The following is a 12,896-nucleotide window of genomic DNA, read 5'->3' on the forward strand; positions in this document are numbered from 1 at the left end:
TTGCGTTTGCCCATCAGACACGGGATGACTCATGCAATTTACCATTGTGCAGTGCAATACGGATGTTCCGGTAAAAACCGTGGCGTTTCAGCCGCCCGGCGGCACCATCGGCCGCAGCCAGGATAACGATCTGGTATTGCCGGACGAATCGCGCGCTATTTCGCGCCTGCAGGCGCTGGTGCACCTTTCCGCCGACGGCGAGTGCCGCCTGACCAACCAGGGCAGCGTGACCGCGGTGGTGCATAACGGCGTCGCGCTCGAACGGGGAATGCAGGTTCAGCTGCGCCATGGGGATGCGCTGCAAATTGGCGAATATCAGCTTGCCGTGCAGGATCCGGCGCGCGCCGACGCGGCGAGGGACGATCCGCTGGCGCTGTTCGTCAGCGAGCTGCAGCCAGAGGGCGATCCGCTGGGCATGTTTGAGGTCAAAACCACGGAAAGCGTTCTCTCTGCGCCGCCTGCTTCGTCGCGCCACAGCGATGCGCGGCTGGCGATCGATCCGCAAAAAAGCGAGGCGCCGCGCCCGACCGGCATCGCATTACAGGATCAGGAGAAGCTGATCGCCGCGCTGCTGGAGGGCATGGGGCTGAACAACGGCCACGCCACGCCGATCGACGAAGAGCAGATGCGCGTCACGGGACGGATGCTGAGCCTCTTCTCGCAGGGCACGGTCGCGCTGCTGTCGTCGCGTCAGATCCTGAAGCGCGGCGTCAAGGCGGATATGACGATGATCCTCAACGAGGCGAACAATCCCTTTAAAATCCTGCCCTCCGGCAAAACCGTGCTGATGCAGATGTATCAGAGCCAGATGCCGGGCTTTATGCCGCCGGAGCAGGCGGTGCGCGACGCGCTGGTGGATCTGCAGGCGCATCAGCTCGGCATGATCGCCGGTATTCGCGCCATTATCGCCGCTATGCTGCAGTCGTTTAACCCGCAGCGTCTGGAAGAGCAGGCGCGCAGTGAGGGCGTGCTGCCTAAACTCCCCTTCTCTGTCGCCCGAAAAGCCGCGCTCTGGGACTACTTTACGCGTAACTATCAGCGCACCGCCGGCGAGATCGAAGATGACTTCCACACCCTGTTCGGCGAAGCCTTTCTGCACGCCTACGATGTGGAGGTAAACCAGTACAAAGATTCGCAGACCCGGACGGACGACGCATGAAGATTGTATTTGCCAGCCGCTGCCAGCAGGGGCTGCGCGACGAGAACCAGGACCGCACCGGCGCGGAGATCACTGACGAGAAAGCCTGCTTTGTGGTCTGCGACGGCGTGGCGGGCCTTGCAGGCGGCGATCGCGCCGCGCAGCTGGTGCGCGACACCCTGCTCGCCGAGCTGCGCGACCAGCCGCGGCTGACGCCGGAAAATACGCACGCGGCGATTGAGCGCTGCCGCGCGGCGCTGCGCGAGGCGCAGACGCAGCAGCCCGGTTTCTCCCGCATGAGCACCACGCTGGCGGCCCTGTTTATCGATCGCCCGCAGCGGCGCGCCTGGTGGGCGCACGCCGGCGACAGCCGGGTCTACCACTTTCGTCACGGCACGCTGTTCGACGTCACGCGGGATCACAGTCTGGCGCAGCAGTTAAAGGATGCGGGCTATGAAAATACCGGCATTAACAGTAATTTACTCTATAATGCGCTCGGCGCGGATCCGGCGCGTCCGGTGACCTTTTCCGCCGAGCTGGCGCTGGAGGATGGCGACGCCTTTCTGGTCTGCACCGACGGTTTCTGGCTTAACCTGACGGCCAGAGAGATGGAGCAGGCGCTGCGCATGGTGAATGCCTGCGAAGAGTGGCTGGCGCTGATGGAAAAAGCGGTCAGCCGCAGCGTGAAAAAGGATAATCTCAGCGCGCTCTCTGTGTGGATCGGCGAACCTCAGGACGCCACGTTGCTTTATTCTGCGGCGGATTCGGCACGTTTTCTGCCGCCCCGCGACTGATACCAAGGATCCTTATGAAATTGTGGTTGTCCGGCATTGCGACCTTGCTTATCGCTTTCAGCGCGCAGGCCGAAGATTATCGCGTGGTTTACTCCCCCAGCCTGGCGCTGGAGGTGTTTATCGACGGCGTAAAAAGCAAAGCGCCCGACGACTGGTGCAAAGAGTCGCTGCCGCTGCGCATCGTTTCGGGCAAAAGCACCGATTCCGCCGTGCTGACGACTTTTTTGCCGCGTGTCGGCACGCTGCTGGCCAACCAGTGCGGCACGCTGGATGAGCTGCCCTGGCAGATGACCAACAAAGAGGGCGGCGTGCTGGCCAGCGGCAGCGCCAGCAAGCTGCAAAACTGGCGGCCGATCGTGATGGCCGACGCGACCGCCAGCGCCAGCGCCGCCAATGCCGCGCCGCTCGATCTGTCGCGTCCGGCCAACAGCGCGCCGCTGCAGCATTTTGATCTGCCCGGCGGCTGTCGCTTCCGCACCTCGTGGGACGCCGACGGCCAGTCGCTGTTTATTCCCGACGTCGCGCAGGCGCAGTGCCCGCACGACGGCTGGCTGGAAGGCAAAAGCGCGTTAATCTTAGCAAGCAAGGGCAAAAACACGCCTCTGCCGGTCACCTTCTATCAGGGCTACCCTATCGCGAACCTGCAAATCTCCGGCAACTCGCTGCAGGTAGTGGCCGCGAATAAAGAGCGCATGATCGTGACGCGCGCCGATGCCGCGGACAGCTGGCTGGTGCTGCCTTTCGACGAGGCGAGCCACGTCTGGCGCTTTAACGGCGCGCTGCTGGTGAAAATGGATAAAAATACGGCGCAGCAGGATCCGGACGCCGTGAAATCGCGGGTGGAAACGTTGCGTGGTCTTTGGGGACCGCAGTTTATGCCACAGCAAAAAGTGAATGTGTTACTGATCGACACCCTGCACGCCGATCTGGTTGATCCGGCGATAGGTGCGTGGCGTAACATCAATTAATTACAGCGCAGCCTGGCTGCCAGGCGGTGTTCAGAGAGTTCACTATGTCGGCAAATGATAATCAGAAAGCGGTGCCCAACGCGCTCCCTGCGGGATACCGATTTAACGAGTTTGAAATCAAGGAAGTGATTGGCGGCGGCGGGTTTGGCATCGTTTACCGCGCCTGGGATCATCAGCTTGAACGCACCATCGCCATTAAAGAGTATATGCCGGTGTCGCTGGCGGTGCGTGCTGAGGATCTGTCGCTGGAGCTGCGCGGCGAACGCTATCAAAAGCTGTTTAACGCCGGCCTGACCAGCTTTATCCAGGAGGCGCGTCTGCTGGCGCGCTTCAACCATCCCGGCCTGCTGCACGTGCTGCGCTTCTGGGAGCAGAACGGCACCGCCTATATGGGCACGCTCTACTACAGCGGCATGACGCTGAAAGAGTGGCAGCAGACCAGCCCGGATGCGGTGAGCGAGGCCTGGATCCGCCGCCTGCTGCCGCCGCTGTTCGGCGCCATCAGCACCATCCATCAGGCGGGCTATCTGCATCGCGATATTTCGCTGGATAATATTCAGATTCAGGAAAACCAGCTGCCGGTGCTGCTCGACTTCGGCTCGGCGCGCAAAGAGATCGGCAACCTGTCTGACGAAACCGAAATTATGCTCAAGCCCGGCTTCGCGCCGATTGAGCAGTACAGCGAAGAGGGTGAAAACGAACAGGGACCGTGGACCGATATTTACGCGCTCGGCGCGGTGCTGCACAGTTTAATCACCGGCAATCCGCCGCCGGTGAGCGTGGTGCGCTGCATTGAGGATAACTACCAGCCGCTGGTCGAGCGTCAGCCGCCCGGCTATTCGCTGCCGCTGCTGCACGCGGTGGACTGCGCGCTGGCGATGAAGCCTGCCGATCGCCCGCAGTCGATTGACGCCTTCGCGGCGCTTATCGATCTGCCCGTCAGCGACGTGGAGGCGGTGGTCAATAGCCTGCAGCCGGAGCCGTCGCCGGTCGCTGCTGCGCCCGCCCCGACGCCCGTGGTCGAGAAAGAGGAAGAGGAAGTAGCGACGCCCGCGCCGGTGGTGATGGCGGTGAATCACGCCTCGGCCAGCGTCGAGCCGGTAACGCCGCGCAACGTGCGTCGTCTGTCGCCTGGGCTCGTAGCGCTGGCGGCCGCGGCGCTGCTGGCGGTAGTGGTGGTCACCTGGCTGACCAACAGGCGCGACGCAACGCCGGAAAACGCGACGCCTGCGGTGGCGCAGAACCCCGTGGTGAATAGCGCGCCGCCGGCGACGCCCGCTGCGCTGGCGACGGTCTACCTCAAGCTGGAGCGCGGCGCCAACGTGGTGCTCAACGGCCAGCCGGTGGAGGTGAAAACCGGCAGCAACGGGTTCGCCGCGCTCAACCTGGCGGCGGGTCAGTATCGTATCGAGGTGCATTCAGGCACCAGCATGCGCGCGCAGTCGCTGGTGATCGACAAGCCAGGCACCTGGCTGCTGAATCCGGGGAATTAGCGCGCTTTCGCGGCGTGGATGAGCACGCCGCGAGCCTTACCCTTTAGCCCTGCGCGCAGCGAACGCCCGCCTGCAGCGCGCGCACCTGGTGCGCCAGGCGGCTTAAACTCTCCTCCTCCATGCCGCGCTTCGCCAGCTCTTGCTCAAGCGAAAAAAGATACTGCGCGTTGCTGCCCAGCGGACCGCTCGCCGCTGCGATCAGCGGCGCGATCGCCTCAGGACAGGAGTCCGATTCGTAGAGCGGATGGCGCGGATCCATAATAAAGGCCAGCGCGGTGACGCTGCGCCCATCCTCCAGCGTTAATTCGCACCAGGTCGGCAGATAGCAGCCGGTGATCATCTCGCGCTTCCACAGCAACTCCAGCTCTTCATGCAGGCGCGTCTCCGGCAGGCGAAACGCCAGGCCGCTGGTTGAACCGCCCTCTTTCAGCGCCAGCATGCGGCCAGGATGGGAGGAGGTGCCGCGTCCGGCGATCAGGCGCAGGCAGAAGGCGCGATGCCAGCCGTCCAGCGTGCCGGATGCGACCTCGTCCGCTTCAAAAACAGGATTCCACATCAGTGAACCATAGCCGAAGATCCAGACCGGGCTCTGGTCGGGACGGCAGGCGAGCGTGGCCGCCAGCGACGCGGCGCGCTGTTCGCAGCTCCAGAGCAGGGATTCTTCAATATCGCCGAATGACGTTTTGCAGTCTGCTTTTAATAAAAATTCTCGGGTTAACAATGCGACCTCCTGACCTTTTTAACGTCCTGTCCGACGGGCTCCCTTATAAAATCGGCTAGCGGGCGACATTCTTGAGCCGCAGCATGCACTGACAGTATGCATTTTCCGCACCGCTTTCAAGGCCGCGGCCAGGCGAGAAAGTAAAAAAGCGCCGCGTCAGGCCGGCCGCGCCGGCCCCCTTCCCATGGCTACTTTTTAGGGTGCCACTTATCATCGTCTCCTTTTTCATACTCTTTTTTCACCGCCGACCAGGCGACTTTATGCGCGACCTCTTCCTGAGACTCGTCGCCGCGTCGCTCATCTTTGTCTTTATACTGATCCCAGGCGCTGTTGAACGCCTTCTGATAGATCTCCTGCGCATGCGGCGGCAGTACATGTTTCACGTTATCCGGCAGCGCTTCGCGATTTTTGTAAGGCATTGCATTTCCTCCATTAAGGGCCCGCTTTAAGCCTGGCGTATAGAGAAAAAATTACAACCTTGTTATTCAGCCTGCCCTCTCATAAAAATCAGGCGAAGCGCCTGAAAACCAACATTAGCAGTGTGATAATTTGCGTTTAATAGCCTGATTATTGCTTAAGTCATGTGTTTAATATGATGAATAGAAAGCGATAAAAGAGGATGAATACTATTTTTGCTAAAGTCGGCCTTTATTGTTAAAAAAGTAAAAACCGGTAAATTTTACCCACGTTAAGCGGTGAAAAGTTACACTTTCAGATGTAATAAAAGTTCTACTATTTTGTGAAACCCCGTTGGGTTTCGCCGACGCATTTCTCTGAAGAGGATGGTGAATGACCACACATGAAAAAACACGTCACAAAGAGTTCTCGCTGATACTTCCTCTCGCCGCCCTGGCCGTGCTGTTTTTCTTTGGCGGACAAACCTCTCTGCCCGCGGTTATCGGCATCAACCTGCTGGCGCTGGTGGCGATCCTCAGCAGCGCCTTTAGCGTAGTGCGCCATGCCGACGTGCTGGCGCATCGGCTGGGCGAGCCCTACGGCTCGCTGATCCTCAGCCTGTCGGTGGTTATCCTCGAGGTCAGCCTGATCTCCGCGCTGATGGCCACGGGCGATGCCGCGCCGGCGCTGATGCGCGACACGCTCTACTCTATTATTATGATCGTCACCGGCGGGCTGGTGGGTTTCTCGCTGCTGCTGGGTGGGCGCAAGTTCGCCACGCAGTATGTAAATCTTGCCGGGGTAAAGCAGTATCTGATCGCCATCTTTCCGCTGGCGATCCTGGTGCTGGTGTTCCCCAACGCGCTGCCGGGCGGCAACTTCACGACCACGCAGGCGCTGCTGATCGCGGCGATTTCAGCAGCGATGTACGGCGTTTTCCTGCTGATTCAGACGCGCACCCACCAGAGTCTGTTTGTTTACGAGCATGAAGACGACAGCGACGATGGCGACCCGCACCACGGCAAGCCCTCAGCGCACAGCAGCGTCTGGCACACCGTCTGGCTGATCGTGCATCTGATTGCGGTCATCAGCGTCACCAAGATGAACGCTAATACGCTGGAGCATTTGCTGTCGGAGTTTAATGCGCCCGCGCAGTTCACCGGCTTCCTGGTGGCCCTGCTGATCCTCTCGCCGGAAGGCCTGGGGGCGCTAAAGGCAGTGCTGATGAATCAGGTCCAGCGCGCCATGAACCTCTTTTTTGGCTCGGTGCTGGCGACTATCTCGCTAACCGTGCCGGCGGTGACCATCATCGCCACCCTCACCGACCAGCAGCTGGTGTTCGGCCTTGAGCCGCCGCAGATGGTGATGATGTCAGCGGCGCTGATCCTGTGCCATATCTCGTTCTCAACCGGGCGCACCAACGTGCTGAACGGCGCCGCGCACCTGGCGATTTTTGCCGGCTATCTGATGACGATCATGCTCTGAAATAACGCTTTTCAGAGCACACGTAAATTAAAACGCGGGTGACGGAAAGCGAAGAGCAAAGCGTCCCGCGCCAGGGACAAAAACGCCGGGAGCGTTTTTGAACAACGCAGCGCGTTGGCCCGGCCACGGGCGCACCTCAGGGAAGAGGTGCGTATCCACGCGGGCCGAGCGGCAAAGATGCCAACTGCGTCTTTGCGATCGCTTCCCGTCACCTAAGGGCAGTTTGGATATCGAAAATTATTGTACATTAAGGCTAAAAATTGACCACCAAGCCCCAGAAGGGGCTTGGGAAGATCCTTCTGGGGTAAATAGGTTGCTTACCAACTACCGTAAGGATATTTTTTCCCTTTGATAAAATCCTCGGTATCTTTTCCGTACTCATAGCCGTTAGAAAACCGCGTTATTCCTTTGCAAATATCTAATTTATCCCCTGATACGGTTTTCAGCACTGATGGGGTGACGCGGTAATTAGGCTCAGAACCACTTCCCTGTAACCAGACGGCCACTTTCCCCTCCGGAGCCAGACCAATTTGTAATCTGTCGTAATACGCAGTTCTTCCCCGGTAATCCCGGTACTCACTCGGCCTGAGCATTTTCTCCAGTACAGGTTTAGGGATCGTCAGGTGAGTTTCATACACTTTTCTATCGATAATCGAGTCCCAGCAAAAAATAATATGTCTGGGAGGTCGTTTAACGTGATTCCAGTAGCCACCAGGCGCACGGTCTTTGTCGTTCCACTCGCCGATAACTTCGGGCAGGTCGGGCGTGCTGTTCAGCGTGTTAAAGCGATAGTCCTTTCCATCAGCGTCAAGAATAGCGGCAAATGTCACCACTGCTGGCAATGCGTTAGGTGTGAAAAAGTTAAAAGTCCACTCTGCCGGTACATTGCTTTGCGCGGCTGTGTCGGACAAAGATTTCCCCTGACAGGCCGTCAGCGCCAATAAAGTAAGAAGACAAGCCACACGGATTATTTCCATATTCTGTTCCCGTCCATATCATAGACCGTACGCTGCCAGCGCTCGTCCGGCCGGTTGGTGAACGTCACCAGCTTCGCCGGTTTGACCGCACCGCTTATTATTCCCTGGCCGTCTCTCACCACGCTGTTCCAGTTGGCTGAGCAGTGAATATATTTTTCGGCCAGCATCAGAATTTCTGGCGTGATAAAGCCGGGGGCAGGTTGTCCTCTCCTTATGGCTCGGCCCATTACAATCGCTTTTTCACACAGGCTGTTGAGTTCTGGCCGGAGTGACAGGTTGTCGTCTTTAGGTAAAATAGGGGAAAATTCTACCCCGGCATCCTGTGCCGCATCGAGCATCACCCGCAACACTACCTTCGACCAGTCATTACGCGTCGGACGGTCAATAACCAGCGCGGCACCGCTGCGTTTCTGTAGCGCTCCGTAACGGTCTGCTGGCATTCTGTCGTCATGCCAGGTATCAACATTCACCTCCACCGCGTTCAGCAGTGGCGCTATCGCCGGATAGCCGTCCATCGCTGTAAGCTGCGCACAGGTCTGTTGATAAATCCGCGTATCCGTGTCGGGGGTGGAAAGGGGGACGGTTTCAAACTCCGGGCGGGTAAGGAAGTAGACTTCATGCTCGTCGGGGTTATAGCCGCCGCCAATGTCGGAGTGCGCACCGGGCAAAGCCAGTTCCGGCCACGCCGGTTTCACGCTGTTCAGCGCGAAGTTAAAGCGGCATTCGTGTTGCGCGGTGATGTGAAACACTTTGTCTGCCACGCCTGGACGCAGCACCAGATTGACATCCCCGGTATCGGCACTGTGCGGGTTGAGGCCGTTGACCGGTGTTCCTATGGCCGCTACGGTATCAAATATTCCCAGAAAACGGGTTTTGCCCCCAGGCGTACCGGAAAATTCAATACCTTCCAGCCCGGCCTTAATCGCCGATATAATGGCACGGTCCTGACTGAATACCCGGTTGGCAAAGTGGCGCGCCGCCGCCGCTCCCCGACTGAAGCCAAAAATATCAAACTGCAGCTCTTTAATGGTGCAGAGACAGGCGTCAGCATGCTGGAGTAAATACCCCTGAATACCGGCAGTCAGTGCTGCGACTGCTTTATCGGTTTTTCTCACTACGCCAGTATCGCCTCGGCCTGTTCCCATTCCGTAAGTGCTGTCGCCAGCCCCGTCTTCCGTACCGATACCTTCGATGTAAATAGCGTATTGACCGACTCCTGTATCGGGCCTGATATCCTGTCTATACAGTGTATTCAACCTGTGTACGTTGCTGTAGTAACCGATATAGCTCCCTGCAGCAGTACCCCTGTAGCCACGTTTTAGTCGCACGCACTGGGAATACGCAGATCCAGCATCAGCATCATTCATCCCGAAATGTTCACCGGAACAGGCGGCCTGACGGTCACCGCTGTTATTCGCATTGTTGCCAGTGCCATCAAAGAATACGCCGATCGTCAGCGTGATTTTCCGTTTCTTCTTCGCCGCCTGTGCACGCTGTTCAGGCTCTGACTCCTGGGCTTGTTTTTTCGCGGTCTCAGCCCGTTCGTCCACCCGTCCGGCGTTGCAGTCGCTCTCGTAGGTGTGCGTCTGGACTGACGGAATAAACCGGGCGCGGCACGGGCAGGAACTGTAGCTGTCCAGCGAACCCGCCCACTCTTTCAGTTCTCCGCCCACCTCATAGGTGTCCCCCATACCGCCGCACACGCGGAACCGTCCTTCATGCTTCCCGCAGGTTACCGGGTCGCCCGCCCTGGCCTGTTGCCGTTCGATGCCACCGATTTCGTAGGTGTCGTCAGATGCACCCGAAAGGATCCGCCCACCACAGGTGGTTTTATCCAGGTGGTACAAAAAAATCCCTTTGCCATAATCCCTCATGAATAATATGGTTATAAAATCAGCGCATCATACCTCAATCATGACTTAACCAAAATCTCCGGCTTCTGGTTAGCAGTACAACACCTGAATACGGCAGATTTGCGAAGGGCTGTACTCTTATGCGATATCTGGTTTCGTTAAAATTACCGCACTAAATAATTTATTAACGAAACTATATGGTAAGGAGGCAGATTCTTTCTCTATTGGAAAACAAGAAGCTATTTATCAAAGGGAAAGCAGACCAGTAACCGGCACTTCAGTCACTGATATCAACAACCAGCCGGAACCTGAAAGAGATCGAAACTCACTTGCGTGAAGTGCTGCGTCTGGCAACCTCGATAAGCAGGGAACCGTGACGGCATTCCTGATGCTGAAAAAGCTTGCCAGCTACCCCCAGGCAAAACGGGCTGGCCAAAGCACTGAGAAAAATTGGCTGTACTGAACGAACTCTGTTTATGGTTTATGCTCGACTGGTTCCGCGATCCTGCACTGCGTCGGTGCTTACACGCGGGACTGAATAAAGGTGAAGACCGTAACACGCTGGCGCGAGCGGTATTTATGCACCGGCTGGAAGAAATCAGGGACTGAAAACCGGAAAATCAGAGCTATCGCTCCAGTAGACTAACGCTGCTGACGGCTGCTATCTCGCTATGGAAAGAGCGGTCGATGCCCTGAAGCGTAAAGTGGTGGAGATCAACGAGCAACGGCTCTCGCATTTGTCCCCGCCAGGCTGGGAGCACATCAATCTGACAGAAGATTATATCTGGAAAAGCAACCGGATCCTGGCTTCCGGTAAGTTTCGTCGGCTGAGGCCAGCTAAAGTCGAAAGGTCAAAAAACAGCCTTAACGTACAATAATTTTCGATATCCAAACTGACCCCTACCTGCGTTAGCCCCCATGCGGCAGACGAAAAAAAAGAGCGACCAACGTCGCTCTTTTTTAATTCGCCGCGTGAAGCGCGAGTTACTTGCTGGTATCCAGCTCCGGGAAGCTCTTCACCAGGTCGTCAATCGCCTTCATCTGCACCAGGAAAGGCTCCAGCTTATCTAGCGGCAGCGCGGACGGGCCGTCGCACTTCGCGTGATCCGGATCCGGATGCGCTTCGATAAACAGACCGGCAATGCCGACCGCCATACCGGCGCGCGCCAGCTCGCCCACCTGAGCGCGGCGACCGCCGGAAGCGGCGCCGAACGGGTCGCGCGTCTGCAGCGCGTGGGTCACGTCGAAAATAACCGGGCTGTTGTTGGTAACTTTCTTCATCACGTTAAAGCCGAGCATATCAACGACCAGATTGTCATAGCCGAAGTTGCTGCCGCGATCGCACAGAATCACCTTATCGTTGCCGCCTTCCGCGAACTTATCCACGATATTGCCCATCTGGCCCGGGCTGACGAACTGCGGCTTCTTCACGTTAATCACCGCGCCGGTCTTCGCCATCGCTTCTACCAGGTCGGTCTGACGCGCCAGGAAGGCGGGCAGCTGGATCACGTCGACCACGTCGGCCACCGGCTGCGCCTGCGCCGCTTCGTGCACGTCGGTAATGATCTTCACGCCGAACGCCTGCTTCAGCTCCTGGAAAATCTTCATGCCTTCTTCGAGGCCGGGACCGCGATAGGATTTAATGGAAGAGCGGTTCGCCTTGTCAAAAGAGGCCTTGAACACGTACGGAATGCCGAGCTTGTCGGTGACCTTCACGTAGTGTTCGCAAATACGCATGGCGAGATCGCGCGATTCCAGCACGTTCATGCCGCCAAACAGCACAAATGGCAGATCGTTAGCGACCTTGATATCACCAATAGTGACGACTTTCTGAGTCATGCCCTTTCCTTAATGGTGTGGTGCGCTTAGTGCAGCGTCACCTGTTTCTGTTCAATTGCGTGAATTTGTACTTTGATCATCTCGCTGACCGGATCCTCAGGACACTGCTCAACGAAATAGGTTAAGTCGTTTAGCGCAATATGATCGCACTCCAGCTGCGCGTAGATCAAACCGCGATCGCGGATCTCGTAAGGGTCGTCCGGATCGATCTGCAACAGCACCTGACTCACGCCCAGCGCCAGCTCCATCTGCTTCTCCTCCATCAGCGCCGCCTTCATGGTGTCGAGCATCTTGCGCATCACGCTGATGGTCTTCGCCTCTTCCAGATCGTCGTCGTAGAGCTTCGCCGTGGGGCTGATGTTGCCCTTCAGCCACACTTCCAGCGTGTGGGTATCCAGCGTCTCGCCGTTGAACGGGTTAATGAGCCACATCTCGCCGTCGATCCAGTCGGCGCGCAAAATCAGCTGCGTGGGAAAAATAACCGGCATCAGCGGAATGTCGAGCGCCTGCGCGATATGCAGCAGGATCACGCCCAGCGACACCGCAGTGCCCTGACGCGTCTTGAGCACTTTATCCAGCCATAGCGCGTCGGAAAGGTTATAGATGCCGCTGGCGCCACCGAAGCCCCACTGGCGATAGAAAAGCTCCAGCAGCTTCTCCAGCTGCATGTCGGCGTCCTGTTCGCTGCTCACATAGCGGCGGGCTTCCGCCACCAGCGCCGCCAGCTGCTCCTGCACGGACGAGGCGGGAAAATCGGCGCGAATCGCGCGGGTGGCGCCAATCACCGCTTCACACAGCGGCGTCTGGCTAAAATCTAATTGCTCTGTGGAGGTCATACTATCCCCAATAACGGCATTTTGGTCACCGCCAGCTTAATCACTGTTACCAGCGCGACCAGCGCGACCAGGAAAGCGATCCAGCGCGTACGGCTGGTGCGCGGGCGACAACTCAATGCCACGGAACCTAAGGCGATGTAGATAATAACGCCTAAAAGCTTCTCCGTCAGCCAGCTTCCTTGCGGCGAGAACGGGTAAAAGTGGGTAATCATCACCAGCAACACGCCGGTCAGCAGTAAGAAGGTGTCGTTAACGTGCGGCGTAATGCGCACCCAGCGGCGCTGCAGCAGTGCCGAGCCGCTGCGCAGCCAGTAAAAACGCAGGATAAAAAGCGCAATGCTGATAAACACCGTCAGCAGATGCAGTTGCTTGATAAGCGGGTAGTAAGCGGCCATG

Annotated in this window: 12 protein-coding genes and 1 pseudogene; 6 read left to right on the forward strand and 7 right to left on the reverse strand. The window is 57.9% G+C overall.

What is annotated here, in order from left to right:
• Nucleotides 1–31: 31 nt before the first annotated feature.
• The 4 genes from tagH to PVE98_RS11290 are packed head-to-tail and all read left to right on the forward strand — an operon-like array spanning nt 32 to nt 4,393.
• Nucleotides 32–1,159, forward strand: a complete 1,128-nt coding sequence (tagH, locus tag PVE98_RS11275; RefSeq protein WP_096073026.1) for a type VI secretion system-associated FHA domain protein TagH — start codon at nt 32–34, stop codon at nt 1,157–1,159.
• The gene (locus PVE98_RS11280; RefSeq protein ID WP_033747632.1) at nt 1,156–1,932 is read left to right on the forward strand and encodes a PP2C family serine/threonine-protein phosphatase; all 777 of its coding nucleotides are present in this window, start codon (nt 1,156–1,158) and stop codon (nt 1,930–1,932) included. Before tagH ends, PVE98_RS11280 begins: the two co-directional genes overlap by 4 nt.
• Before the next feature lie 14 nt (nt 1,933–1,946).
• Nucleotides 1,947–2,900: a hypothetical protein gene (locus PVE98_RS11285; RefSeq protein WP_033789732.1), complete on the forward strand. Its 954-nt coding sequence runs from the start codon at nt 1,947–1,949 to the stop codon at nt 2,898–2,900.
• A 44-nt stretch (nt 2,901–2,944) separates the two neighbouring features.
• Nucleotides 2,945–4,393, forward strand: coding sequence for a serine/threonine-protein kinase (locus PVE98_RS11290; RefSeq protein ID WP_096073025.1), 1,449 nt, complete (start codon nt 2,945–2,947; stop codon nt 4,391–4,393).
• A 43-nt stretch (nt 4,394–4,436) separates the two neighbouring features.
• Here the strand turns inward: PVE98_RS11290 and PVE98_RS11295 are convergent, their stop codons facing one another.
• Nucleotides 4,437–5,114 (reverse strand): gamma-glutamylcyclotransferase, encoded by a 678-nt coding sequence (locus tag PVE98_RS11295; protein WP_048784238.1) that lies wholly within the window; start codon nt 5,112–5,114, stop codon nt 4,437–4,439.
• A gap of 188 nt (nt 5,115–5,302) precedes the next feature.
• A complete protein-coding gene (chaB, locus tag PVE98_RS11300) occupies nt 5,303–5,533 on the reverse strand; it encodes a putative cation transport regulator ChaB (protein ID WP_033747642.1) in 231 nt (76 codons plus the stop codon).
• A 370-nt stretch (nt 5,534–5,903) separates the two neighbouring features.
• Between chaB and chaA the strand changes: the two genes are divergently transcribed.
• On the forward strand, nt 5,904–6,995 hold the full coding sequence (gene chaA, locus PVE98_RS11305) for a sodium-potassium/proton antiporter ChaA (protein ID WP_033747644.1): 1,092 nt from the start codon (nt 5,904–5,906) through the stop codon (nt 6,993–6,995).
• A 317-nt stretch (nt 6,996–7,312) separates the two neighbouring features.
• On the opposite strand, the gene PVE98_RS11310 is transcribed toward chaA, so the two are convergent.
• On the reverse strand, nt 7,313–7,972 hold the full coding sequence (locus PVE98_RS11310; protein WP_096073024.1) for a DUF2931 family protein: 660 nt from the start codon (nt 7,970–7,972) through the stop codon (nt 7,313–7,315).
• On the reverse strand, nt 7,963–9,846 hold the full coding sequence (locus PVE98_RS11315; RefSeq protein ID WP_407568484.1) for a phospholipase effector Tle1 domain-containing protein: 1,884 nt from the start codon (nt 9,844–9,846) through the stop codon (nt 7,963–7,965). The genes PVE98_RS11310 and PVE98_RS11315 overlap by 10 nt, the downstream gene beginning before the upstream one ends.
• 251 nt (nt 9,847–10,097) lie before the next feature.
• Here PVE98_RS11315 and PVE98_RS11320 point away from each other — a divergent pair.
• Nucleotides 10,098–10,693 (forward strand): annotated as a pseudogene (locus PVE98_RS11320) (Tn3 family transposase); the annotation flags it as partial.
• Nucleotides 10,694–10,809: 116 nt separating this feature from the next.
• Here PVE98_RS11320 and kdsA read toward each other — a convergent pair.
• Genes kdsA through PVE98_RS11335 form a run of 3 tightly spaced genes read right to left on the reverse strand, consistent with a single transcriptional unit; the run spans nt 10,810 to nt 12,895 of the window.
• Nucleotides 10,810–11,664 carry a 3-deoxy-8-phosphooctulonate synthase gene (gene kdsA, locus PVE98_RS11325; protein WP_096073022.1) on the reverse strand — a complete coding sequence of 285 codons (855 nt, stop codon included), beginning with the start codon at nt 11,662–11,664 and terminating at the stop codon, nt 10,810–10,812.
• 26 nt (nt 11,665–11,690) lie between these two features.
• A complete protein-coding gene (gene sirB1 / locus PVE98_RS11330) occupies nt 11,691–12,500 on the reverse strand; it encodes an invasion regulator SirB1 (protein WP_033747656.1) in 810 nt (269 codons plus the stop codon).
• Nucleotides 12,497–12,895 carry a SirB2 family protein gene (locus PVE98_RS11335; protein WP_096073021.1) on the reverse strand — a complete coding sequence of 133 codons (399 nt, stop codon included), beginning with the start codon at nt 12,893–12,895 and terminating at the stop codon, nt 12,497–12,499. Before PVE98_RS11335 ends, sirB1 begins: the two co-directional genes overlap by 4 nt.
• Between the last annotated feature and the right edge of the window lies 1 nt (nt 12,896).

This window comes from Pantoea sp. GABEPS69 (genome assembly GCF_045780835.1).
Taxonomy (GTDB): domain Bacteria; phylum Pseudomonadota; class Gammaproteobacteria; order Enterobacterales; family Enterobacteriaceae; genus Pantoea; species Pantoea septica.